We start from the raw sequence: 26,133 nt of genomic DNA, 5'->3' as shown, positions 1-26,133 counted from the left end.
TAAAACCAGAAAGAAATAAGCTATACCGCTTCTACCCTTACCACTACAGATTTACTTACTGGCGTCTGGCTTTTATCAGCATATAGATCAATGGGAACCAAGACATTGGTTTCTGGAAAGTAGGCACAGAGGTTTTGGGATGGAATGTCATAGGGTATGACCTTAAAATTTTGGGCTCTTCTTTCTATCCCATTGTAATTGCTCACCAAATCCACTACCTGTTGGGGTTTCAGTCCTTTTTGATCCATATCCTTTTGGTTCATAAAAACTACCCTGCGCTCACCATAGATTCCTCTATATCTATCATCCATGCCATAAATGGTGGTGTTGAACTGATCATGGCTGCGAACCGTCATTAACAGAAACTCATCCGCTTTTAATTCAATATCCGGGAGTTTGCAAATGGAGAATTGTGCTTTCCCTCCTGGTAATTTGGAAAAATCCGCTTCTCTGGCATTGTTGGGCAAATAAAATCCAGAACCTGATGATCTATTGGAATAGTTGTGATAACCGTTCAAAACTTTTTCAATTTTATCACGAATCAAATCATAGTTTGACCCTAATTCGTTCCAATCAATGGCTGACTTTCCACCAAAATAGGTATCCGCGATTCGGGCCACAATTTCGGGTTCGCTCCTTAGATGCTTACTCGCCGGTTTTAATCTCCCCTTGCTTTGATGTACTTTTCCCATGCTATTCTCCACAGTCACAAACCTACCTTGATCTTGCTCCGTTCTTCCCAAAGTAGGCAGTATTAATGAAGTTTGTCCTGCAGTAAGATGTGTTCTATTCAATTTGGTACTTACCGAAACTGTTAGCGTGCAGCGTTGTAATGCTTCTGCTGTATAGGCCGTATCCGAAGCAGCGGACACAAAGTTTCCACCCAAGGCCACAAAAACTTTAGCCCTGCCCTCATACATAGCTTGGATGGAATTGACGGTATCCAATCCTTCCTCTGATGGTGGTTCAAAGTCAAATTCGTCCTTTAGTGCATTATTAAGAGATTCGGAAACATGGTGCATAATACCCACGCTACGGTCCCCCTGTACGTTACTATGACCTCTAACGGGACATGTACCCGCTCCTTTTTTGCCGATACTGCCCTTAAGGAGCAATAGATTAACACATTCCTTGATGTTGTCCACCCCATTTTTGTGCTGGGTTAGCCCCATGGCCCAACAAATGATAATTTTTGAGTTTTTGGCCAGAACCTCAACTGCCTGATCCACTTTATCGGAATCCACCCCACAGCGATTGAGTAAATCCAACTCATCTTGCTGTTCCAAATCCGCTAAAAGTTCTTGATATCCTTGGGTCTTGGTCGAAATAAAATCCAAGTCGAAAATCTTGTGGTCGGATTTCTGCTTTTCCGCCAATCGTTTCATGATAAGTTTTAGCAGTGGTACATCTTGGTTGACTTTAACCTGCAGAAAAATATCAGTCAAGGCGGTACCCTTTCCCAAAATGCCGCTGACCTTTTGTGGGTTTTTAAATCGATTCAACCCACTTTCGGAAAGCGGATTTACCGTTATGATTTTTCCGCCATTTTGCTTGCACTTTTGAAGTGCAGACAACATCCTTGGGTGGTTGGTTCCCGGATTTTGGCCGATGACCATCACCACTTCAGCCTCATCAAAATCCTCTAAAATCACAGATCCCTTACCGATTCCTAAGGTTTCAGACAGGGCCACCCCACTGGATTCGTGGCACATATTGGAGCAATCTGGCATATTGTTGGTCCCAAAGGCACGGGCAAAAAGCCCATAGAGAAAAGCGGCCTCGTTGCTGGATCGTCCGGAAGTGTAGAACACAGCTTCATCGGGACTGTCCAGCGCTTTCAAGTGTTTCGCAATGGTAACATAGGCATCGTCCCATGAAATGGGCTCATAATGAATAGATCCAGGTCTGAGAATAAACGGTTCAGTAATCCTTCCGCTTTTGCCAATTTGGTAGTCAGTCCATGTGGACAATTCTTCTACCGAATATTTTTGAAAGAAATCACGATTTACGCGCTCAAATGTGGTTTCCTCGGCAATGGCCTTGACCCCATTTTCACAATATTCACCCAGTTTGGAAGGTTTATCCGGGTCGGGCCACGCGCATCCAGGGCAATCAAATCCCTCCTTTTGGTTCATTTTGGATAAGGTCTTGATAGAGCGAAATAGGCCTGATTCCTTGTTCACATGCTCCAGTGCCACCTTTATGGCAGGCATTCCTGCAGCAAAGGCCATAGGCTCTGACACCTTTAAATTTGCAAAAGAGATGTCTCCTGTAACCGAAATATTGCGATTTTCCTTTTTACTCATAATCCTTCAAAGCTTAAGGCTAAAGATAGGAATTACTTAACTTTTTAAACAAACAAAATAAAGTACCTTTGAACAAGGGAAAATCAATCTAAATCACCCCTTTAAAGGTTGAAGGTTTCCTTGATACTCTCGGTAGAAAGCAATCGCCTAATGGAAGCCAGTTTATCAGGACTTTGTAAAAAGGGATGCTCTTGATATAGTTTTTGATACTCGGACAGCACTTCGTTGGAATAGGTATCTACCTTGCTTCCTACCACATCATTGATTTTGGCAAGTACATCTTTTTGAAAGTGGAGCGCCTTCGGATCCACATAACCCATTTTAATAAAACCCGCTGTTTTACGGTGACACCTACAGGGATTGGACTTATTGATCAAGCCGCATTTATGGTCCATAAAATTGTACAATTGCTTTTTGGCCCTATGAAGTTTAACCCTGAAGTTTTGTTTACTCATTTCCATAATTTCACTCCCCACGGAATCTGGAAACTCGAACAATTCCCCTATGATGTATATTAGCCGTTGTTCCCTATCCAAACACAACAGCATGCCCTTCATACAACTGATCTTGGCCTCATTGACCAACAATTTCTCCTCAACCTCATAGGTATAATTGGAAAGTGATTCGTCGGGCAATTGATCCAACCCTTCACCAAATTGTTCAAAACTTGGTGGATTTACCTCATGCCTTCCCCGTTTCATATTCAGAAAATGGTTCTTTAAAATACGGTACATCCATGTTCTAAAGCTGCTACGCTGTTCAAAGGTGTCCAATTTGGTTATCACTTTGATCAACACTTCTTGGGTAAGGTCGGCCGCCTCATCCGCATCACCAACAAAGGTCAAGGCTACATTGTAAATCCAATCTTGATTTCTGGTAATCAACAATTCCAGGGAGGCCTTATCCCCAGATAAGGCCTTTGATATCAGTTTTTCTTCTGAAATGTCTTCTTTGCAATCCTTTTTCATGGTTTCTTGGACATTAGATAACTTCCATGTGGGTTATCAAAGATAAGTAACCATTTGCCATTGGATTGTTTCTGAAGATGGGCCACGGAAAGTCCACTTTGGGTGACCGCTGTCCCATCTGGAGCGGTACCCTTCATAATCCAGGGTGCAATGTGTGTGGCCGAATTTCCATTCACAAAGACCTCATGGCCGTTGGGGTATTCAAATTGTGGCTTAATGGCAAAGGCTGCCAAAAACATTTCCCGAAGCTGTTTTTTATCGGTAACCCGCATTTCTGGTTCAAAAATTACCAATGCCCCTTCTTGGTAACTGGACATGACTCCTTCAATATCTGCATTATTGAACGATTTTGTCATGGAGGCCACTGCGCCCAATACGGCTTGTTCCTCTTTTGAAATTGTTGTTTGCATAACTTTTTGTTTTTGGGATTTCATACTTGTGGTCATTCCAAAGCCAATGACCAAGATTACGTACATGTGTCTTTTAATTATCATATTAATTGCTTTATGATTTGGACACATCCCAAATGCCAACTGTTACAGTTGTACCCTAAAAATTATGCGATCAACTACATTTTGAAATTCAGTAAAAGCTTCAAGTATAAAACCTGCAAAGCTATTCCACGATAGTCAAAGGAGCAGTACTTTTCCAACTACCTCGGGTAAAATCCGGAAAAGGTTGCGGAGCCCCGCCACTGGCCACAGAACGTTCGCTCAAGGGAGCTACAGCACTCCAGAAGCATCCCTCGTAAACATTTTGATCCAATGGCAATCCCTTTTGCAAACATTCCACAATGCGATACATCATGATACCATCCATACCGCCATGTCCACTGCCTTTGGTGCTTTCATTTAATCTTTTGTACAAGGGGTGATCATATTTTTCATACACTGCTGCCAATTGGTCGCCCTGTGCCCAAGAATGATGATCTTTGGTAATTCCTTCCACACCACCTTCCAAAGCCACACGGGTTGGAAAACCAGCCAAGGTACCCTTGGTTCCCTGAATGAGGTTTAATCTGCTATACGGTCTGGGGCTGGTTTCATCCCATTGTACCATTACGGTTCTCCCCAAAGTGGTTTTAATGATTGAGGTATTTAAATCTCCCCCTTTATAGTCCAATTGGTTCCATTTGTGATCCGCTGGGTAGTTTTTTTTGGCATAAGCGCTTCTTCCTATAGCGGGTGTGGAAAAGGAGACCAAACTTCCAAAGTTGTCATCTGTTCTTCCCAAATTCATGTATTGCGCCACTGGCCCCAAACCATGGGTTGGGTATAGGTTTCCATTTCTATGGGCATAGTGATAGGTTCTCCAGGAGCCTGTTCCTCTTTTTTGCTCCTCCATCTGCCCTCGAAGTTCATGGATATAGGCAGCTTCGGCATGCAAAATTTCACCTAGAGCTCCCTGTCTGCACATATTTAGAAACATGAGTTCATCACGGCCATAGTTCACGTTTTCCATCATCATGCAATGTCTCTGGGTTCGTTCCGAAGCATCAACAATATCCCACATCTCGTCCAAACCTACGGCAATGGGAACCTCTACAAAGGCATGGGCACCCTGATTCATGGCTTCGATGGCCATGGGAGCATGACTTAACCAGTTCGTTGCGATGAAAACCACGTCGGGTTTGGTTTCTGCCAACATTTTTTTCCAAAGGTTTTCGTCTCCCGAGTATTTGGCAATATTCTTATGTCTTTTTTTACCGGCAACTTCCCTTACCCATCCTATCTTTTGATCGACCAAGTCTTCATACAAATCGCAAATGGCAACCACTTCGGTAGCTTCCAATGCGGCAAAGGATTTTAAATGGGTCCCGCCCCTTGCACCTACCCCTATGAAAGCTGCCCTAATCAAATCCAATTTGGGGGCCGCAAAATCTCCCATATACGTAGCTTGGGAAGGTCTTTCCATCTCAGCATTTAAGTAGCTGGGCATTACTGAAATGGCTGCTGCCGACAGCGAGGTCTTTTTAAGAAAATTACGGCGATCAAAGTTTTTCATGGTGCTTTTAGTTTAAAATGTTAACGTTAACACTTTTTCATATCGAATGTATGAAAAAATGACATTTGTTCCATATTATTGGTCAAAATACTTTACTGTACGGCTAGATTATAAGTTATTTCAGAGGCAGAATTGAATCTGTAAAGCCCACCAAAGTTGGGTTATTGGCCTTATTTAAGAATTACTTTTAAAAAATGCTCCTTGTACGCCCTACCAATTGGAATGGTATGCCCACCTTCCAAATAAATCTGATTGCCCATGATCTTGTCGATTTTATCCGTGTTGATAATGTGCGACTTGTGCGTTCTGATGAAATTTGCTCCTGGCAACGCTTCCAACCAAAACCGCAATGGCTCACTGGAGAGATATTTTCGTTCGAGGGTTATAACCTCGGTATAATCCGAATCGGAGTCGATATGCAAAATATCGTCCAAATGAATCTTGATATGTTCATACCCGGACTTAATGTAGATATGGCTTTTTGGCATAGATGCCGTTTCCGTATCCCCCGTCAACACATGGGTTGCCTTAACAACGGGGACTTTGGCCACTGCTTTTAAAAAGCGTTGAAAGGAAAAGGGTTTCAGTAAATAGTCCACCACATTGAGATCGTAACTTTCCAGAGCGTACTCTGAAAAGGCCGTGGTGAGTATAACATGCGGGGGATTGGGTAGGGATTTTAAAAAATCCAATCCTGATATCTTAGGTAAATGGATGTCCAAAAACAAGAGGTTGATAGGTTCCGAATTGAGAAATTCCATAGCTTGTAAGGCATCTGAAAAAACACCTTTCAATTCCAATGCATCCACATCCTCAATGAATTTTTTCAGAATCCTTTGGGCAGGTGGCTGATCTTCAATAATGATACACTTCATCTCATTCCGATTTTTCCAACTCCATGGTCAACAATACCGAAAATTGGTTGCTCTCTTTCCTGATCTCAAGTTCATGCCGGTTGGGATACAACAACTGCAAACGTTTTTTTACATTGCTGAGTCCAATACCATTGGCCAAAGTATCCAGTTCTTTTGCCTCCTCAAAATTATTGCTGCAGGAAAATTGCAACTGATTTCCTTTTTGGCTCACATTGATGTCAATGGAAATATTGGACGATTGACCCGCTTGGCTATGTTTGAAGGCATTTTCGATAAAAACAATCAAAATTAAAGGGGCTACCTTATATCCAGATTTAATCCGATGTGTTTCAAAGCGAACCTTTCCCCTATCCTCGATTTGTAGTTTATATAATTTGATAAAGTTGTCCAATTGTTCAATTTCCTTTTTGAGAGGGACAAATTTCTCCTTGCATTCATAAAGCATATACCGCAATACCCCACTCATTTCCAAAATTATCTCAGGGGTCTTAGGGGAGTTTTCAAGTGCGTAAGAGTACAGATTGTTTAAGTTGTTGAACAAGAAATGCGGGTTGATCTGCGATCGGAGAAATTGAAGCTCGCTCTCTTTAACAGTACTTTTTAACTCATCTATCTGTTTCTGCTTTTGCAGGGCGTCCCATGCAAACTTAAATCCACAAAGGATGGCTATAACTGGTACTACCTCAAATAAAGCATAATACACCCCAGGAAAAGCCCTAGCCCGTCTGGTTCCCGGGAAAAATATCTGTTCCAATACCAGCTCCTCCAGTAGTATTAATCCTATGATGACCAATAGCACACTGCCAAAAAACTTCCAGTGCTTCTTTTGGTACAGGAACTTGGGCATCAAATAATAGTTAATCAGTATCCCAGCCACCACATAGGTCAAGAAAAAGGTCACTTCATAAATGTCAATTTCTGGATGGCGCCGGTCATATGAGTAGAACACAAAGACCAGTATATGGAGGATGACTTGAAAAATAAGCTCTCTACGTGGAATCAAGTTTGAAATTTTAAATTCACCAAAACTATCCATCATAAGGTAACAAAAGAAAAATAATCCTGTCAACAACCCAACTAGGTCTGCAATCGGCATCTTAGCCCATTATTTGAAAAGTCTGTCGATTACGGTATCAACTAGGTTGTTCGCAGAATTTAAGGGTCGACCATGGAGATTACATAGCATCTTTGGAATATTATTTCAAATTATATTGAATTTACTATGCAATCCAGATTGATATTCCTTTCCATTCTCTTTATGACTTTCGGCATTTTATCTTGTCCGGCACAGCAAAAGACAACCGTTTTTAGCGGTAAGGTAGTGGACAGATCCAGTGGTCAACCCGTGGCATACGCCACTGTTATGGTTGCGGACAATGCTACCAAACAAGGAATATCAGGAACCACTACCTTGGAAGATGGTTCGTTTGTTCTGGAAACCAATGCTACGGACTTTTATCTGGAAATCAGTTTTATTGGATATCAGAAGAAAATTGTGGAGCCAAAGGCAACTGGTGGTAGAATCGATTTGGGAACCATCCAAATCAGCGAGGACGCCCAACAATTGGAAGAGGTTGTGGTAGAGGGTGAAGTCTCAAAAACCGTGTTCAAACTGGACAAAAGGGTGTTTAATGTGGGCAAGGACCTTAGCAGTACTGGGGCAAGTGCGTTGGAGGTTCTTAATAATGTTCCCAGCGTCAACGTAAATATTGAGGGGGAAATAAGTTTAAGGGGAAGCCAAGGGGTTCAGATACTTATCAATGGAAAACCCTCAATAATTGCAAGTGATGGTACCAATGCATTGGGGACCATCACCGCTGATATGATCGATCGGGTGGAAGTTATCACCAACCCTTCTGCAAAATACGATGCCGAAGGTACTTCGGGAATCATCAATATTGTCATTAAAAAGGAGGAGCGTAAGGGATTAAACGGCTCAGTTTCCGTAAACACCGGGGCTCCGGATAGCCACAGTGTAGGTATCAGCTTAAATCGAAGGACGGAAAAATTCAATCTTTTTACCCAATTGGGAGCTGGCTATAGGGAACTCCCCAACGATATTGAAAGTCGCAATACGGATTTGGTCAATAATACCACTATTAGGACCATTGGGGAAGAGTTTCGAAACGAAGCTTACTATAACTTCGTTCTAGGTACTGACTACTACTTTGACCCTACCAGTGTGTTGACCCTCTCCGGGAACTTTGCCCTTGAAATCGAAGATCAACCTTCCACCACCAACTTTGCCTCCCTAGGCATCAACGACCAGATTGACTCCCAATGGGAACGAAACGAAGTTACAGAGGCCACTAACCCTAAATTTCAGTACGAGCTGCAATACAAAAAAGACTTCAAGGGTGATGAGGACCATGTCTTGCTTTTTAGTGCCTTGGGCAACTTCTTTGGAAAAGATCAGTCCTCAGAATTTACCGACACCACTATTTCAGGGACAAATAATGACGACATGCAATTGACACGTACAGATTTTAAGGAATCCGTGTTTACCTATAAACTGGACTACACTCGCCCGTTCTCTGAAGAATTCACTGTGGAGACAGGAGCACAATATGTTCTTAACGATGTAAGCAACGACTATGAAGTCCAGAACAACGTAAATGGTTCTTTTGTTATAGACCCAGGGCTGACCAATATATTTGAGTTCGATCAGAAAGTGCTTGGAATATACGGCACTGGAGCTTATGAAAGTAAAAAATGGGGATTAAAGGCAGGGGTACGTCTAGAACAAACCAATTTGAACACACTATTGGCAAATACAGGTCAGGACAATTCCCAAGATTACACCAACTTGTTTCCAAGTGTGCACAGTTCCTATAAATTTTCGGAAAAAGTTTCTTTACAAGCAGGATATTCCAAACGGATATACAGGCCACGTTTGTGGGATTTGAACCCTTTTTTCAATATCAGGAACAATTTTAGCATCCGTCAAGGAAATCCAGAGCTTATGCCCGAGTTCACTGATTCCTATGAGATTACAACTATCTTTTTTATCGGCAAAACTGCCCTTAACTTTGGAGTTTACCACCGTTATACCACGGATGTTATTGAACGGGTCTCCACCTTTGAAAATAATGTGACCACCACAAAACCCGAAAACATTGGAACCAATAATACAACAGGGGTTGAGTTCAATACAAAATACAGCCCATTCCGATGGCTTACCCTGAATGCCGACTTTAACTATAACCAATTCTCCAGGGAAGGTGTTTTTGAATCAACGGTTTTTGATTTCAATGCGGATAGATGGTCCTCTAAACTTATGACAAAGATCAAGTTCCCAGCTGGTATCGATGTTGAAGCTACCGGTAACTATCGCTCCAAATATCAAACGGTACAAGGAGAAACCAACAGTAATGCCTTTATGGATTTAGGCGTTCGTAAAAAGCTTATGAAAGGTAAGGCCATTCTTAACCTGAGTGTTAGAGATGTATTTGCCTCCCGTATCTATGAAAACCAAATTGCACAGGCAGACTTTGAAGTCTACAACCGCAGACTACGTGGACGTTTTATAGCTTTTGGCTTTAGCTATGGGTTTGGCAAGGGTGAAGCCATGCAGTATTCAGGCGGAAGAAGGAGATAATTTTAGACTATAGACTATAGACTTTAGACTTTAGACTTTAGAAACCTAGCTCCAAGCAAATAAAATCAAAAGAGATTCAGGTAACTATCCCAAACTGGCCAAACTCTTTTCCAAGGTTTCAATCTTGGCCTCTGCATCCGCGGCTTTCTTTTTTTCTATGGCCACAACTTTTTCCAAAACGTTGTTTATAAAGCGTTCATGGCTTTTTCATTAGTCCATAACCCAAATATCATTCAATCTTGGTCCTGCTTCAAAACGGCCACCAATTACCCATAGCTGAGAGTTGAATATCGTCGTAGCATGGAAAGCTCTTTGGGAAAAATGTTCACCAACAATAACTGCTTCATCCCAATCTATCCCATTGGAACTTACCCAAACGTCATTGTAATATTCTTCCCCTGCCCCTGCAATTAGCCAAAGTTGACCATCCAAAATCTCGACTTGATGCAGCGATCTGGCCGAAAACTTTGGTGTTGCGGTCTCCTCCAAAGTCCAATTGATTCCATCAGGACTTGACCAAATTTCATTGGTTACCCCGGCTCCTATCCGATTACCTCCAATAACATAGATTTTATTGTTAAAGCTAACTGCCCTGTGCTCCCTTAAACCTGAAAAACTTGTACCGCTAATTGATTCATGAACCCATGTAACACCATCTAGACTAGAGTATACACCAGAATCATGTCCACCTTGACCACCAATAACCCAAAGTTTGTTGTTAAAGACCAGTACTTCATTGGCTGTCAATCCTTCAAAATACTCTCCATCCGGTATCGTTTCTTCCCATGAAATTCCATCAGAACTTGACCAAATTTCAGAAGGTGTAGCAGCACCTGCGCCTGCCGTAATAATCCAAAGTTTACCCTCAAAAACCACTAGCCGTAGATTGAATCCACTTGTTCTCCCCTGTTGCGTAACTTTACCAAAAGACCCAATGTTTTGCCAATTTACGCCATCATCACTTGACCATACATCCGTTTTATCAACTCCATCCCAGCCTCCTATAACAAACAATTTGTTTTGAAATTCAACACAACCCATACTGGTTCTTCCCGAAAAGTGAGCTCCATTAACATCAATCTCGGTAAATGAAATACTTGTTTCCAACACGTCGGTCAAATTGATCGTGATATCGGAACTATCTGTGACTCCATCAACTTCAGCAGTCACAACCGCAGTTATGACCGGATTTTGTTCATAATCAAAAACTGAACTATCACCCACCTTAATTTCTCCAGAGGACGAATCAATAATCAACGAATTTTCATGAGATAACTGGCTAAGCGAAAACAATACGGAACTTGCATTAGTGATTAGCTCTACAGTTCCCAAAGTTTGGTTCTGTTCTGGATTCTCAGCGATTTCGACTTCGAAATCTTGAAGTTGAATTGTAATCGGTTCAATGATTTCGATTAAATCGATGGTAATTGTAACTTCCTTTTTCTCAGTACCATTTTTAACTTCCACTATCGCGGTTATACCTTGGGTAGTATCAAACTCAAAAAAATCTGAATTTGCCACCGAAATGTCACCATTTGAAGAATTTATACTTATTGCACCAGCAGGACTAACCGAGATTAAAGAATAGGTCAGGCTTCCTTGATTTGTTGATCCATTAATGCTTCCTAAAACTTGTCCATTTTCTTGGTTTTCCTCCACCTGAATATTGACATCTGATACATTGATAACAATATTTTCCTGAGGTGTCTCATCTGAAGAGCTACAAGAATTAAATAATAAAAATGACCACAGCACAAAGTGTAAACGACAAAGTTTCATTAAATATGTAAGATTTAGGTTTGTATTGACTTGCTGATACTAAAAGTTTTTCAAGGTCTAACTACTCCAAACTGGCCAAACTCTTTTCCAAGGTTTCAATCTTGGCCTGGGCATCCGCCGCTTTCTTTTTTTCTATGGCCACAACTTTTTCAGGAGCGTTGTTTACAAATCGCTCATTACCCAGCTTTTTCTGGACGGATTGCAAAAATCCGCGGGTGTAGTTAAGCTCCTCGGTAATTTTTTTGATTTCGGCTTCAATGTCTATGGCACCACCCATGGGAATAAAGTACTCGTTGCTCTTTACCCTAAAGCTTAAAGCTCCATCCAAGCCAGCACCCACTGTGTCCAATTGGGAAATATTTCCCAGTTTGGTAATGATACTGTCCATTTGACTCCCCACTTTTTCACTATTGACCATAGAAAGTTCCAAAGACTCTTTTTGAGGGATGTTCTTTTCCTTTCTAATGGTACGAATACCGGAAATCACCTCAGCAGCAAAGTCAAAATTGGAAATTAAGGTAGCGTCCGTATTCTCCACTTTAGGCCAGCTGGAAATAATCAGGGCTTCCTCTGGAGTTCGTTCTGTGATATGCTGCCAGACTTCCTCGGTTAAAAATGGCATAAACGGATGCAAAATCTTTAGATTCTGCTCAAACAAATCAATGACGGCATTATACGTAGTTCGATCAATGGGTTTCTGGTAGGCGGGTTTAACAATTTCCAATAACCAAGAACAAAAATCATCCCATACCAGTTTGTAAATGGCCATAAGGGCATCTGAAATACGGTATTTGGAGAAATGATCCTCTATTTCAGCCAAAACTTGGTTGAATCTGGCCGTATACCAATCAATTCCCGTTTTTGCAGATTCGGGCTGTTCCAAATCGGCAATTTCCCATCCTTTGATCAATCGGAAGGCATTCCAAATTTTGTTGGCAAAGTTTTTTCCTTGTTGACAAAGGGCTTCATCAAACATCAAGTCGTTTCCTGCGGCAGAACTCAATAAAAGTCCCACCCTAACCCCATCGGCTCCAAAGTCTTCGATTAACTTTAATGCATCTGGTGAATTTCCAAGTTGTTTGGACATTTTTCTACGCTGCTTGTCCCTTACCAAGCCCGTTAGATATACATTTTCAAAGGGACGTTTGCCTTGGTACTCGTAGCCTGAGATAATCATACGGGCTACCCAGAAAAACAGAATATCTGGTCCCGTGACCAAATCGCTTGTGGGATAGTAATAAGTGATATCCTTGTTATCTGGTTCCAAAATACCACCAAACACGCTTATGGGCCATAGCCAGGAAGAGAACCAAGTATCCAATACATCAGCGTCTTGCCGCAGATCAGATTCTTGGATTTTTGGATTCTGGGATTGGGCCTTTTTGAGGGCTTCCTCCTTGGTTTCGGCCACTACAAAGTCATCTTTCCCGTCCCCAAAATAGTAAGCGGGAATCTGCTGACCCCACCACAGTTGACGGGAAATGTTCCAGTCCCGAATGTTTTCCATCCAATGGCGATAAGTATTTTCAAACTTTTTGGGGTACAGTTTGATATCATTTGTCTTCAACACCCCTTCAAGGGCGGGTTTTGCCAATCCTTCCATTTTTAGGAACCATTGATCAGAAAGTCGAGGTTCAATGACGGCCTTGGTACGCTCCGAAGTACCTACCTTGTTCGTATGCTGTTCTGTTTTGACCAAAAACCCCTTTTCCTCCAGTTCTTTGGAGATTTCCTTTCGAACCACAAATCGATCCTTTCCTTGATAGTGAAGTCCATAGGAATTTAAAGAAGCATCCTCATTGAAGATGTCCACTACCTCCAAATTGTGCTTATCCCCCAAATTCTTATCGTTTTCGTCGTGCGCGGGGGTAACTTTTAAGCATCCCGTACCAAATTCCATGTCCACATATTCATCCTCAATAATGGGAATAACCCGGTTACAGATAGGAACAATGGCCTTTTTACCCTTTAAATGCCTATATCTTTCATCGTTCGGGTTGATACAGATTGCGGTATCTCCCAAAATAGTCTCAGGTCTGGTGGTTGCGATGGTCACTTTCTCATCAGAGTCTTCAATAGGATACTCCAGATAGTACAGGGAACCTTGACGTTCCTCATAGATTACTTCCTCGTCCGAAAGCGTTGTTTTTGCCTGGGGATCCCAATTCACCATTCGGTAGCCCCTGTAAATCAAGCCTTTTTCATATAAATCCACAAAAACCTTGATTACGGAGGCTGACATATCGTCATCCATCGTGAATTTTGTTCGCTCCCAATCACAGGAGCAGCCCAATTTTTTTAGCTGTTGAAGGATAACGCCACCATATTCGTTGGTCCAATCCCAAGCATGTTTTAGGAACTCATCTCGGGATAAATCGGCTTTTTCAATTCCTTCTTCCTTCAATTTGGACACCACTTTGGCCTCTGTCGCAATGGAAGCATGGTCCATACCGGGCACCCAGCACGCATTTTTGCCCAGTAAACGCGCCCTACGGATCAATACGTCTTGAAGGGTATTGTTGAGCATATGCCCCATGTGCAGCACCCCTGTTACGTTGGGTGGGGGGATTACTATAGTATAAGGTTCTCTATCATCAGGTTTTGAGCTAAAAAAATCATGCTTCATCCAGTACGAATACCAGTTCTCCTCTACCCTTTTGGGCTCATATTTTGATGGAATTTCCATTTTTCGGTATAGTTTTTGTCTTTTTAGGAATCGGATTGGATTTGTGCAGGAGAGTAGCCATGTTAAATTAACGCTATTCTTCGGCTGAGGGCCAATCTCGAAATACGAAACAAAAATAAGTAACGTTATTACATAACAAAAGAATTTTGGATGCAGGTGTGAAAACATCTAAATTTGAAATTCACCCAAAACTAGAAATGATGAAAAAAACTGTACTCATGTTGTTTGTAGGGCTACTTTCCCTAGGAATTTATGCCCAGGATGCTACAGCTAAGATTGAATTTAAGAGCGAGACCATTGACTATGGTGAAATTGCCAAAGGAAGTGACGGTGTTCGGGTTTTTGAATTTACCAACACAGGGACCGCGCCATTGGTAATCAGCAATGTAAAATCCAGCTGTGGGTGTACCATCCCTAAAAAGCCGGAAGCACCAATCTTACCTGGCAAGACAGGACAAATTGAAGTAAAGTACGATACCAAAAGGGTTGGACCCATTAGAAAGGCCATTACGGTTACTTCCAATGCGGATACCCCAACCAAGGTGCTGAAAATAAAAGGAACCGTGAAAGCGGAAGGCGCCAAATAAAGCGTAAAAGTTATAGAAGAAAAGCCTCGAGAAATCGGGGCTTTTTTATTTTATTCAAATACATTTTTAAGGACAAAGGAAAACAGTAAATCCCTGTTGTAGCGCTCTATCAATACCCGCACGCGTTTACCCTCCCGTTCGTTGAGCATTTTTAGCACCTCCTGGAGTTTATACCGGTGGATACTTTTTCCATTAATGGCCAAAATCACGTCTCCTTCCAGTAATCCGGCTTCTGCCGCAGGGCTTCCGGCCCTAATCCCCGAAACGATGATTTCTGGAACCAAACTAAGCCTGGTTTTATTTTCCAACAAAATCTGAACGTTTCCAAAGTTCGCATCATCATTTCTTACCACTCCATTGAAATCGGCGATACTCTCCGCTATATAACGCAACCCATTATGCTGCAGGGCAATCCCAGCAAGGTTATACTGAAACGGCGTCCTAAAATTGGCATTTTTCTTAAGTGTGACCGTTCCACCCCTATAGTTAAAAATAATATTGAATCGCTTTAATATTTCGCCGCCAACACTACCATTTCTGTCACCCAAGTTCTTAATATATCCGAAGGATTCCCGATAAGGAAAGGCAGCTTTGGCATCCTTAAGTTCAAAATCCCCAATTTTTACACCCCTTATCTTGGTTCGCTTACCAAATATGTCACCGCTGAGTCCACGTCCCAGGTAATCCTCATAGTGCTTTTCAGGAATCTCCAATCCCTTTTCGGGCTGGTGGAACAGCCATAATGCATCACTACTCCCTGTATCCACTAAAAGTTTTACGGGCACATTGTCTTCATCCTTCATCAGCACCGTTCCTTCCACATAGGCTTTCTTCCGTTCAATGGAAATGGGTATAGTCTGTGCCTTTTTGCTGTTTTTGGGAGGTTTATAAAGTCTGGGATTATGTAATTTCAGATTTCCCGTACCATAATTAACCTCAACCACAAAATCGCGGAAAAGGTCAAATCCAAGAATACCATGTACGGGAATGCCCAGGGAGGTGGAAAAATTTATCCCTTTATCCAAAACAACATATAAATCCTGATTGTGGTTCGTGGCATTGCCAAGTTTGAAAGTATTTCCCATGGAACTCAATGCCTTCATGGGTTCGCCATCACCAAGGCCTCTTATGGTCACTTCCGATACATTGTTGATTTGGATGGAATCCTGATCTGAAAGATTGAACAAAATGGGTTTGCTAACCCCTGAATCCAAAACAAAAGTCAATTCTGCCCCATTGATCTCCACAGGAACTATGATCAGGTTGTTCACCATCTCAAAACCGACCCTTTGAAACTTCTGATTCTTGGGCAACTTAAAACCCTGTGCCGAAACCAAGAATGGCATCAGCATTAGAAGAAGTGTAAAAAATTTCAGGTTTCTTTTCAAATTCCTAGCTAATAACAGGTTATGCTTACTAAATATACAAATTAATGCAGATATTTATTCTAATTTAACATTCCCCTAACCCCTTAAATATTACATGAATGTGTTGTTTGCGAGTGTTGGTTTTCTCATTTTTGCCTAAAATTTAATGCATGCCAACTATTTCTGAAAAAGGGAGGCAAATGCCAGCTTCTCCCATCCGTAAATTGGTTCCATATGCCGAAGCAGCCAAAAAAAGGGGAACCCATGTCATCCATTTGAATATTGGGCAACCCGATATCAAGACGCCCCAAGTAGCTTTGGATGCCGTACGGAACCATACCATTGAGGTATTGGCCTATAGCATGACGGAAGGCTCTGAAATCTACCGCGAGAAAATTGCAGATTACTATTCCAAAAACGACATATCGGTTAATGCGAGTGACATTATTGTAACCACTGGCGGATCTGAAGCGCTATCCTTTGTAATGGGCACCATTATGGATGGAGATGACGAAATCATCATTCCAGAACCTTTTTACGCCAACTATAATGGTTTTGCCACAGCAGCAGGTGTAAAGGTTGTTCCCATTGTGTCCAGCATCGACAACAATTTTGCCTTACCCCCAATAGCTGAGTTTGAACAATTGATCGGGCCCAAAACCAAGGCCATCCTTATTTGCAATCCAGGAAATCCAACAGGATATCTCTATAGCAAGGAAGAAATCCAGCAATTGGCAAAGCTGGTAAAAAAACACAATCTGTTTCTCATTGCAGATGAGGTATACCGGGAATTTGCCTATGATGGCAGGGAACATTATTCCATTCTTCAGGAGCCAGGATTAGAGAACCACGCTGTAATGGTAGATTCGGTTTCCAAGCGCTATAGCATGTGCGGTGCACGTATTGGATGCTTGGTCTCCAGAAACAAGGAGGTGATCCAAACCGCATTAAAATTTGCCCAAGCGCGCCTATCCCCTCCTACTTTTGCACAAATTGCCAGTGAAGCCGCATTGGACACCCCAAAATCCTATTTTGATGCCGTAATCAGCGAATATGCGGAACGTAGGAATATTTTGGTGTCCGAACTTCAAAAAATTGAAGGGGTCAAAGTGGCTGTTCCCCAAGGCGCATTCTATTGTGTTACAGAACTGCCTATTTCCAATTCCGATGATTTTGCGCAATGGTTGTTGGAAAAGTTTGAAATGGACGGAGCCACGGTTATGGTTGCTCCCGCGGCAGGATTCTATGCTTCGGAAGGATTAGGAAAAAACCAAATTAGAATAGCTTACGTGCTTGAAAAAGAAGAATTGATCAAAGCTGTGCGTATTTTAGGCGCGGCCTTGAAAGAGTATACCAATTAATGAACATTGCGGAGAACATATCCCTTAAAAGTTACAATACCTTTGGTATTGATGTTGCCGCACGCTCTTTTGTGGAAATCAATGGCCTGGCCCAATTGCAACGCGTGTTGGAGCTAAAGGCATATCCCAACAAGTTTATTCTAAGTGGCGGAAGCAACGTTTTGCTTACCGCGGATATTGAGGCTTTGGTCATGCACATCAACCTCAAGGGTATTTCTGTTGTGGAGGAGACCGATGAAGAAGTACAGATCAAGGTAATGGCTGGGGAAAACTGGCATGAACTCGTTCTCTGGACTCTTGAGCAAGGTTATGGGGGCTTGGAAAATCTTTCACTGATTCCAGGAAATGTAGGAACGGCCCCCATCCAAAATATTGGCGCCTATGGGGTGGAACTCAAGGATGTTTTTGTGAGTTGTGCGGCCATGGAAATTGATACTATGGAATTGGTAGCATTTGACCAAGAAGCTTGCAATTTTGGCTATCGGGATTCTTTTTTCAAGAATGAAGGCAAAGGAAAGTACATTATTACCTCGGTAACCTTAAAGCTGACCAAAAAAAATCACCAGTTGAACACAGGATATGGTGCCATCGAAGAGGAATTAAAGAAAAATGGGGTAATCTACCCCACCATTCAAGATATTTCTAATGCTGTTATTGCCATTCGGCAAAGTAAACTTCCAGACCCCGAGGATATTGGAAATAGTGGAAGCTTCTTTAAGAACCCCGTTATTTCGAAGAAAACCTTTGAGAAATTCAAGAAAAAAAATCCGGATGCTCCTTCTTATGAGGTGGATAATGGTCAATTCAAAATTCCCGCTGGATGGTTGATTGAACAATGTGGGTTTAAGGGCAAGCGATTTGGCGATGCCGGTGTGCATCAAAAACAAGCCCTGGTATTGGTGAACCATGGAAACGCCTCGGGCAAGGAAATTTTGGATTTAGCTGAAAAAATCCAGGAAGAAGTTGAAAAAAAATTCAAGATTAAAATCACCCCAGAGGTAAACATCATAAAATAACCCCTGCATTGCATCAATAACAGGGGTTATACCAAACCAAACTAACCAAAATTTAAATACTTCTACAAGTATGTTCTTTAAGCAATAATTTAACGCCGTGGAATAATCGATTTTCTAACTTAGCGTTACCTTATATACGAGATAAAGCTTATTTTAGATTTTTGCCCCCAAAATTTAGCCAACAGCCCCTAGATGAGTACACTAATTGAAAGACATATTGTTTCCTTACTTGCTGAAAAGGATGATAAGGCGATTTCGCTATTGTATGATAATTATGGGGATACCCTGTTTGGGGTGGCTTACAAAGTGGTTAAGGATGAGGATTTAGCCCAGGATGTGCTGCAGGAGAGTTTTGTCAAAATCTGGAAAAAAGCGGATTCTTATGACGCTTCCAAAGCCAAACTGTTTACCTGGCTGTTCCGAATTACGCGAAATACGGCCATTGACAAACTAAGGAGTATCAATAATAAAGCGGACAAGGAAGTCCAAATAGACGTTTCTGACGTATATAATCTAGGAGTAAGTGGCATTAGGCCCGAATTTATGGATGTCCAAGAGAACTTGGACAAGATAGAAGACAAGTATCGTATAGTGCTGGAAGCCCTATTTTTTCAAGGGATGACACAGCAAGAGGCCAGTGACGAACTGGAAATTCCTCTGGGAACGATCAAGTCCAGGCTCAAAATTGGATTGCGGGAGCTTGGTAAGATTTACGGCACCTCGATGGCCCTTCTCCTACTAATAAATTTATTGTCATGAAAGAAAAAGTACAACGATTTCTGGATTCCGATATATTGGAAAAATATCTTTTGGGTGAAACTTCCAAGGATGAAACGCTTCAAGCCGAGCGTTATATAACCATGTATCCGGAGGTTAGGGACACTTATAACCAACTTCAGGACAACTTGGAGACATTTGCCAAAATGTATGCCCGAAAAACCCCTGAAGGTCTTAAGGAAATCATTTTGCATAGCGCCAAAAAGGAAAAAGCGGTCAGCCGCAAATTCTTTAGTTACGGTATAGCCGCCAGTGTAGCCATTCTTATATTGGCAGGAGCTTCCTATTTCTTCTGGAACCAAAACCAAAACCTGCAAATGGAAAATACTTTGGTGACCAACCAAATCAAGTATCTGGAGGAGAATATGAAAAACCAATTGGAGGATGTTCGTAACCAATTTATTGTCCTGAACAATCCCGCCACCAAAAGATACAGGCTTAACGGTAAAAAAGAGGGCAAGGAGCTTAAAGCAGTGGCCTACATCAATCCTGTTAAAAAGCTTTCCTACATCAATGTGAGCAATGTTCCCGAATTACCGGAAAACAAATGTTTCCAGATGTGGGCAGAAGTCAATGGTGAACTGGTAAACCTAGGTGTAATCAAGCAATTTGAGGATAAGGACAAGCTTTTGGCCCTTCCCTATGCAGACAATGCCATTGGGTACATTACCATTGAGCCAGAAGGTGGGAATACTTCCCCTACCGTCAAGAATATTGTAGCCAATATCAACTACTAAGTATTTGTTTAAAATACGTTAACCGTAACCGCTTTAGCTGGGTATTTTGTACCTTTGCGCAAAAGCTGGAATATGAAGTTAGCATTATTGACCATTGGTCTCCTAGCACTTGCCTTTGCTGGAATTGCAATAAAGATTTGGTCCAAAAAAGATGGCAAATTTGCAGGCACCTGTGCAAGTCAAAACCCGTATCTAAACAAAGAAGGCGAGGCCTGTGGGTATTGTGGCAAACTTCCCAGTGAACAGGAATGCAAGAAGGATTCCATTCCTGAGCTGCAATAGCTCGCAACCTACTTGGTAAATCTCAATTTTTTGAACAAAACGGAGCAATCCATCAAGGAAAACATTCACAAGGCCAAAAATGGTAATCAAATGGCCTTTAGCCTATTATTGGATTCCTTTTGGAACGAGGTATATGCCTTTCAATTGGCGCGGACCAAAAATGAGAACGATGCCGAGGATATCACCATCCGTACCTTCTCCAAAGCCTTTGATAAGATTGACTCCTATGACGAATCCTATGAGTTCAAGACTTGGTTGATCACCATTTCCAAAAATCTTCATGTGGATCTTATTCGAAAACGCAAGCGAAGCTTGTTGGATGAAATGGACAGTCATGGTGATGAAGTAAAGAAGGTACTGGACGAGTCCCCTTCGGTTGAAGACCAATTGATCATAGAGCAAAACTTGGCCAATTTGCTACGGGATATCAAAAAATTGAAGCCCCATTACCAGAAAGTGATCAACCTGCGGTATTTCAATGAATTGAGTTATGCCGAAATCGCCAAGGAACTCAACGAACCGGTCAACAACATTAAGGTAAAATTGCTTCGCGCCAAGAAACTTTTGGCCGAGATTATCCAAAAGCACTAGCGCGTTCAAAGCGCTTGGTTTCCTGCCCAGTTTCGTATCTTTGCACTTCAAATTTCTTTTATGAGCACAGTCACTCAAGAAAACGTTCTCCCCCCCAAAGGAAAACCGAAATGGCTAAGGGTTAAACTTCCCACAGGAAAAAAATACACCCAGCTACGAGGCTTGGTGGATAAGTACGATTTGCACACCATCTGTACCTCTGGTAGCTGCCCCAATATGGGAGAGTGCTGGGGTGAAGGTACAGCCACTTTTATGATTCTGGGAAATATTTGCACCCGTTCCTGCGGTTTCTGTGGTGTTAAAACGGGCAGACCCGAAAGTGTGGACTGGGCCGAGCCGGAAAAAGTGGCGCGTTCCATCAAGATCATGAACATTAAGCATGCTGTGGTTACTTCCGTGGATCGGGATGACCTAAAGGATATGGGATCCATTATCTGGGCTGAAACCGTGAAAGCCATCCGAAGAATGAACCCGGAAACCACCTTGGAAACACTTATTCCCGATTTTCAGGGTATCGAAACGCATTTGGATCGTATTCTAGCGGTTGCCCCCGAGGTAATTTCGCATAACATGGAAACGGTTAAAAGGCTTACGCGCGAGGTGCGCATCCAAGCCAAATATGAAAGAAGTTTGGAAGTGCTCAATTACCTGAAAAAAAATGGAGCCAATAGAACCAAATCCGGAATTATGTTAGGCCTTGGGGAACAGGAAGAAGAGGTAATCCAGACCATGGAGGATCTACGGAAAGCAGACGTGGATGTGGTCACTATTGGACAATACCTCCAACCCTCAAAAAAACATTTACCGGTCAAAGAGTTCATCTTGCCCGAACAGTTTAAAAAGTATGAGGAAATTGGTCTGGAAATGGGCTTCAGACATGTAGAAAGCGGTGCTTTGGTACGTTCCTCCTATAAAGCCCACAAGCATATCCACTAGGATTAATCCAGCGCATTTCTCCTCTTATGAAGCAAATCAACATTGGCATTAATGGCTTTGGACGTATCGGCAGAACACTTTTTAGGCTACTGCAACAACACCCTAATATCAATGTGGTAGCGGTCAATGACCTTACGGATGCCAAAACCTTGGCCCATCTGCTCAAGTATGATAGCATCCATGGGATGCTTCCAACGGACATAACCGCAGAAGGGAATGATATCATAGCTGAAAAACAACGTGTAGCCGTTTTAAACCACGACTATCCAAGCCAGATTGATTGGGATACCCATAAAGTGGATATTGTGGTGGAAGCCTCAGGAAAGTTCAAAACGAAAGAAGATTTGGAGTTTCACCTAAAAAATGGGGCAAAAAAGGTGATTTTATCCGTTCCCCCAGTGGAAGACAACATCAAAATGGTAGTGCTTGGGGTCAATGAGGATATTATAAATGCGGAGGACGATATTGTATCCAATGCTTCCTGCACGACCAACAATGCGGCCCCCATGATCAAGGTGGTCAACGAGCTGTGTGGCATTGAACAAGCTTATATAACCACAATACATTCGTATACATCCGACCAAAGTCTGCACGACAGGCCCCATCGGGATTTAAGAAGGTCCAGGGCAGCAGGCCAGTCCATCATTCCTACTACCACTGGTGCTGCCAAAGCGTTGACGCGGATTTTCCCGGATTTATCTGATGTGATAGGAGGTTGCGGCATTAGAGTTCCCGTTCCCAATGGCTCTTTGACGGATATTACCTTCAATGTGAAAAAAGATACCTCAATTGCCGAAATAAACAGTACTTTTAAGTATTACGCCAATAACGAACTTAAAAACGTATTGCATTTTACCGAAGACCCCATTGTTTCCATCGATATAAACAATAGTTGCTATTCTTGTACGTTTGATTCTTTGATGACCTCCGTTATTGGGAAAATGGTGAAAATTATCGGATGGTACGACAATGAAACTGGATATTGTTCCAGAATTATTGATTTAATAGCTTTGTTTATTAAGAAAAATTACGTTTGACCTCGAATCTGATATATAAACATCTTGGCGTTTTAAGATGCTTTATGCTGTGCATTTTCCTTTGCACCCAGCTTTCGTTTGGTCAAAATGATATAAGTTCCACTGAAAAGGTACAAGCTATTTTCGATGAATTCATGGTTCATCGGCATCAGAACAAGATTGAAAAAGCCTTGGAAACCTTGGATCAGGCAGCGGAAATTGCCGAGAACAATGAGGATGCCAAGCTTTTGTTGGACACCTACCATCAATATGCCCGTTTATTCCTTGAAGAAGGGGATCGGGAAACCACCATTTTTTATTGGGATCGAGCCAGTATTCTACTAAAAGGCCTTTCCTATTCGTATGGACAAGCATTTCACAACTATTTGGATGCTGCGCTGCGATATGATGAAGGAAACAATTTTCAATCGCTCAAGCTTTTGGAGGAAAGCAGAAAACTCAGCAACAACCGTAATTTGGGGAACAATATCTTGCTATTGGAGGCCTACATCTTCACCAATATTGAAAAGTATGAGGATGCCATTAAAAATCTCCATGCATTAATTGTCAATTCCGATGATAAGGAACGTCCCTATTTGGCTACCAAGGCCAATCTTCAGTTGGCCAAAATAAGCTTGGAACTCAACGATTTGGAAGAAGGGGTAATCCACTCCCAAGCCGCATTGGAACTGGCGGAAAAGCACAGTTTTTTTAAGGAAGTAAAAGCGGCCAACCAGAGTCTGTCCTCCATCTATGAAAAAACGGGAGACTTTAGCCAGGCCTTAAACTACACCAAGGTACTTGAGAAAATTAGAGACTCCATTTTCAATATTGAAAAGGTTCAATTGGAGGCCAAAACTGCTGATAAAATACGGTTTGAGCACCAAATGAACGAAATCAACAAGCTTACAGCCAAAAACGAGGAATTAAGCGAATCCAAGAACCGTTCTGAGATAACTGCCATATTAACATCAGCGTTTTTGACGATAATTTCGCTTTTGGCCGTTTCCTTATTCCGAAATAATCAGATAAAGCTGAAAACCAACGACTTGTTGTACACCAAGAACAAGGAATTGGAGCTGGCCCGTGACTCTGCGGTTTCTGCCATGGAGGCCAAGACCAACTTCTTGTCCACAGTGACTCACGAATTACGAACTCCTCTATATGCGGTAACGGGGCTTACACACCTACTCTTGGAGGAAAATCCGGCGGATCACCAAAAGGAACATTTAAAATCCCTTAAATTCTCTGGGGACTACCTACTGAATTTCATCAATGACATTCTTCAAATCAATAAAATTGATGCAGACAAGCTGGAACCGTTGAATATTGAGTTCAAACTGCATAAAGTATTGGCGGATGTGGTGGATTCGTTACAGCAAAACGCGGGTGAAAACAACACAAGTCTGGTGCTGGATTACGACCCAAACATTCCACAGCAGCTCTTGGGTGACCCTATCAAGATTTCCCAGATTTTCATGAATTTGGTAGGAAATGCCCTGAAATTCACCAAAGATGGCAAGGTTGAGGTCATTGCCAAAATGTTGCGCAAGGAGGAAGATGAGGTCAAACTTTACTTTGAGGTCAAGGACAATGGTATTGGAATTTCGGAAGATCAACAAAAGAACATCTTTGACAGTTTTGAGCAGGGATCTATTCAGATCAATCGCGAATATGGTGGCACCGGCCTTGGATTGACCATTGTGAAAAGTCTTCTAGGCTTATTTGGCAGCAAGGTTCATCTGGAAAGTGAACTGGGCCATGGTAGCTCCTTCTTCTTTGAGCTTGACTTGAAATGTGATAATAGCGCGATAGATGAGGTGGCCTTTGAGCTCAATCCCGAAGAATTCAATTTTAAAGGTCTGCACCTCCTGGTTGTGGAGGACAACAAGATCAATCAGGTGATTACCAAAAAAATGCTGACCAAAAAGGAAATTACCTGCGATATTGCCAACAATGGTAATGAAGCCATTGATTTGGCGAAAGCCAACACCTACAACGCCATTTTGATGGACATTCATATGCCGGGTATCAGTGGGGAGGAAGCTACAAGACAGATCAGAAAGTTTGATGATGAAATCCCCATTATTGCACTAACAGCCATTTCTTTGGATGATAGTTTGGATAGTTTCTATGAGGCGGGATGCAACGATGTGGTAACCAAACCCTTCAAACCAGAAGTTTTCTATCAGAAAATTGGGGAGAACATCTTCAAGAAAAAAATGGAAGGTCTGGTTTAAAGCTGACTTTCAACTACTTCTTTCAACCGACTTCCATCTTCTAGATTAAATTCATGGGCTATTTCCAAGTAATATAGAGGTTCCACCTTTCCAGAAAGCCTAACAAAATCTTTTTCCGTAGTGAGTACGGAATCGTATTGCTTAAACTTTTCAATTTCATCTGATGAAAAGTTGTGATGATCCCCAAAGGCTAAATGCTGGAAATCGATTCCTAGTTCCTTTAAATGCTGAACCAAAGGTTCAGGCGAGGCAATTCCAGTTACCAAAGCAATATTCTGATCCCCTAATTCTGAAGGAGCAAGCTCGTTACCTTTGCCATCCTTAAGCTTTTCCGCATAAGAAAGATGGGAGAAAAGAACCCGTTGGTGGGGTTTTGGCCGTAAAAGACTTGTAATTGCATCCTTTGCTGTTTTGGGTAAGTTTTCAGGGCATTTGGTAACCACAATAATGTCTGCCCTCCGCGCTTCTCGCTTGGCATCCCTTAAGTTACCTGTTGGCAAATACCAGTCCTTGGGATATAACTGGCCGTGGGCGGTCAACAATATGGAAAATTTAGGCTTCACTTTTCGATGTTGAAACGCATCATCCAAAAGAATCACATCCGGTTGCATCACTTTTTCCAGTTGCATAATCCCATTTCTCCGATCTGCGTCAACAGCAACAAAAACATTCGGGAATTTCTGATGGATTTGAAAAGGTTCATCCCCCAACTCCGCAACCGTTGAAGCAGGAGTTGCCAGCAAAAATCCCTTGGATTTTCGCTTATATCCCCTACTCAAAACAGCAATTTTACGGTTGGACAAAGTGCGTATGAGATATTCGATCATAGGCGTTTTTCCGGTCCCTCCCACACTCAGATTACCTACGCAAACGGTTGGTGTTTTATAGGAAATCGACTTAAAAACACCCCAATCAAACAAATAATTGCGGATATGGACGATCAAGGCATAGATCAAGGAAAACGGAAACGCTATTTTCCGGAGGAATTGAAGCATAGGGCGAAAATA

General features: G+C 42.1%; 21 protein-coding genes. 11 read left to right on the top strand and 10 right to left on the bottom strand.

Annotation, left to right across the window (positions count from 1 at the left end; translation table 11 throughout):
• Window positions 1-20 precede the first annotated feature (20 nt).
• From ACOOE0_RS10820 to ACOOE0_RS10795, 6 genes are all read right to left on the bottom strand, one after another.
• Window positions 21-2,306, bottom strand: a complete 2,286-nt coding sequence (locus ACOOE0_RS10820; RefSeq protein WP_420398940.1) for an FdhF/YdeP family oxidoreductase — start codon at window positions 2,304-2,306, stop codon at window positions 21-23.
• 101 nt (window positions 2,307-2,407) lie between these two features.
• The gene (locus tag ACOOE0_RS10815) at window positions 2,408-3,274 is read right to left on the bottom strand and encodes an RNA polymerase sigma factor (protein WP_420398939.1); all 867 of its coding nucleotides are present in this window, start codon (window positions 3,272-3,274) and stop codon (window positions 2,408-2,410) included.
• Entirely contained in the window at window positions 3,271-3,768 is a 498-nt protein-coding gene (locus tag ACOOE0_RS10810) for a YybH family protein (RefSeq protein WP_420398938.1), read from the bottom strand. The genes ACOOE0_RS10815 and ACOOE0_RS10810 overlap by 4 nt, the downstream gene beginning before the upstream one ends.
• A gap of 121 nt (window positions 3,769-3,889) precedes the next feature.
• Window positions 3,890-5,278 (bottom strand): Gfo/Idh/MocA family protein, encoded by a 1,389-nt coding sequence (locus ACOOE0_RS10805; RefSeq protein WP_420398937.1) that lies wholly within the window; start codon window positions 5,276-5,278, stop codon window positions 3,890-3,892.
• A 170-nt stretch (window positions 5,279-5,448) separates the two neighbouring features.
• The gene (locus tag ACOOE0_RS10800) at window positions 5,449-6,153 is read right to left on the bottom strand and encodes a LytR/AlgR family response regulator transcription factor (RefSeq protein ID WP_420398936.1); all 705 of its coding nucleotides are present in this window, start codon (window positions 6,151-6,153) and stop codon (window positions 5,449-5,451) included.
• Window position 6,154: 1 nt separating this feature from the next.
• Window positions 6,155-7,156: a sensor histidine kinase gene (locus tag ACOOE0_RS10795; protein ID WP_420398935.1), complete on the bottom strand. Its 1,002-nt coding sequence runs from the start codon at window positions 7,154-7,156 to the stop codon at window positions 6,155-6,157.
• 219 nt (window positions 7,157-7,375) lie between these two features.
• Between ACOOE0_RS10795 and ACOOE0_RS10790 the strand changes: the two genes are divergently transcribed.
• Window positions 7,376-9,751 (top strand): TonB-dependent receptor domain-containing protein, encoded by a 2,376-nt coding sequence (locus tag ACOOE0_RS10790; protein ID WP_420398934.1) that lies wholly within the window; start codon window positions 7,376-7,378, stop codon window positions 9,749-9,751.
• A gap of 210 nt (window positions 9,752-9,961) precedes the next feature.
• Here ACOOE0_RS10790 and ACOOE0_RS10785 read toward each other — a convergent pair whose 3' ends face one another.
• The gene (locus ACOOE0_RS10785) at window positions 9,962-11,530 is read right to left on the bottom strand and encodes a Kelch repeat-containing protein (RefSeq protein WP_420398933.1); all 1,569 of its coding nucleotides are present in this window, start codon (window positions 11,528-11,530) and stop codon (window positions 9,962-9,964) included.
• 61 nt (window positions 11,531-11,591) lie between these two features.
• Window positions 11,592-14,216 carry a valine--tRNA ligase gene (locus ACOOE0_RS10780; protein ID WP_420398932.1) on the bottom strand — a complete coding sequence of 875 codons (2,625 nt, stop codon included), beginning with the start codon at window positions 14,214-14,216 and terminating at the stop codon, window positions 11,592-11,594.
• Between the two features lie 197 nt (window positions 14,217-14,413).
• Between ACOOE0_RS10780 and ACOOE0_RS10775 the strand changes: the two genes are divergently transcribed.
• Window positions 14,414-14,803, top strand: coding sequence for a DUF1573 domain-containing protein (locus ACOOE0_RS10775; protein WP_138839447.1), 390 nt, complete (start codon window positions 14,414-14,416; stop codon window positions 14,801-14,803).
• A 50-nt stretch (window positions 14,804-14,853) separates the two neighbouring features.
• Here ACOOE0_RS10775 and ACOOE0_RS10770 read toward each other — a convergent pair whose 3' ends face one another.
• Window positions 14,854-16,155, bottom strand: coding sequence for an aspartyl protease family protein (locus tag ACOOE0_RS10770; protein WP_420398931.1), 1,302 nt, complete (start codon window positions 16,153-16,155; stop codon window positions 14,854-14,856).
• A gap of 185 nt (window positions 16,156-16,340) precedes the next feature.
• Here ACOOE0_RS10770 and ACOOE0_RS10765 point away from each other — a divergent pair, with 185 nt between their 5' ends.
• The 9 genes from ACOOE0_RS10765 to ACOOE0_RS10725 all read left to right on the top strand — a co-directional run bounded on the left by ACOOE0_RS10765 (window position 16,341) and on the right by ACOOE0_RS10725 (window position 25,126).
• Window positions 16,341-17,531, top strand: a complete 1,191-nt coding sequence (locus ACOOE0_RS10765; RefSeq protein WP_420398930.1) for a pyridoxal phosphate-dependent aminotransferase — start codon at window positions 16,341-16,343, stop codon at window positions 17,529-17,531.
• Window positions 17,531-18,547 (top strand): UDP-N-acetylmuramate dehydrogenase, encoded by a 1,017-nt coding sequence (gene murB, locus ACOOE0_RS10760; protein ID WP_420398929.1) that lies wholly within the window; start codon window positions 17,531-17,533, stop codon window positions 18,545-18,547. Before ACOOE0_RS10765 ends, murB begins: the two co-directional genes overlap by 1 nt.
• 192 nt (window positions 18,548-18,739) lie before the next feature.
• Window positions 18,740-19,306, top strand: coding sequence for an RNA polymerase sigma factor (locus tag ACOOE0_RS10755; RefSeq protein ID WP_138839451.1), 567 nt, complete (start codon window positions 18,740-18,742; stop codon window positions 19,304-19,306).
• On the top strand, window positions 19,303-20,061 hold the full coding sequence (locus ACOOE0_RS10750; protein ID WP_420398928.1) for an anti-sigma factor domain-containing protein: 759 nt from the start codon (window positions 19,303-19,305) through the stop codon (window positions 20,059-20,061). The genes ACOOE0_RS10755 and ACOOE0_RS10750 overlap by 4 nt, the downstream gene beginning before the upstream one ends.
• A gap of 72 nt (window positions 20,062-20,133) precedes the next feature.
• Window positions 20,134-20,343: a membrane or secreted protein gene (locus ACOOE0_RS10745; protein WP_420398927.1), complete on the top strand. Its 210-nt coding sequence runs from the start codon at window positions 20,134-20,136 to the stop codon at window positions 20,341-20,343.
• Between the two features lie 90 nt (window positions 20,344-20,433).
• A complete protein-coding gene (locus tag ACOOE0_RS10740) occupies window positions 20,434-20,934 on the top strand; it encodes an RNA polymerase sigma factor (protein WP_420402214.1) in 501 nt (166 codons plus the stop codon).
• Window positions 20,935-20,994: 60 nt separating this feature from the next.
• Window positions 20,995-21,870 carry a lipoyl synthase gene (lipA, locus tag ACOOE0_RS10735; RefSeq protein WP_420398926.1) on the top strand — a complete coding sequence of 292 codons (876 nt, stop codon included), beginning with the start codon at window positions 20,995-20,997 and terminating at the stop codon, window positions 21,868-21,870.
• Between the two features lie 26 nt (window positions 21,871-21,896).
• Window positions 21,897-22,907, top strand: coding sequence for a type I glyceraldehyde-3-phosphate dehydrogenase (gene gap, locus ACOOE0_RS10730; RefSeq protein ID WP_420398925.1), 1,011 nt, complete (start codon window positions 21,897-21,899; stop codon window positions 22,905-22,907).
• 44 nt (window positions 22,908-22,951) lie between these two features.
• Complete coding sequence (locus ACOOE0_RS10725; RefSeq protein ID WP_420398924.1) at window positions 22,952-25,126, top strand: ATP-binding protein; 2,175 nt, start codon at window positions 22,952-22,954, stop codon at window positions 25,124-25,126.
• Here ACOOE0_RS10725 and lpxK read toward each other — a convergent pair.
• Window positions 25,123-26,121, bottom strand: a complete 999-nt coding sequence (gene lpxK / locus ACOOE0_RS10720) for a tetraacyldisaccharide 4'-kinase (protein ID WP_420398923.1) — start codon at window positions 26,119-26,121, stop codon at window positions 25,123-25,125. The genes ACOOE0_RS10725 and lpxK overlap by 4 nt on opposite strands.
• Window positions 26,122-26,133 lie beyond the last annotated feature (12 nt).

The organism is Flagellimonas sp., assembly GCF_965215805.1.
In the GTDB taxonomy this organism is placed as follows: domain Bacteria; phylum Bacteroidota; class Bacteroidia; order Flavobacteriales; family Flavobacteriaceae; genus Flagellimonas.
The sequence above is the reverse complement of the archived record's forward strand: the minus strand, read 5'-3'. Positions and strand labels throughout refer to the sequence as shown.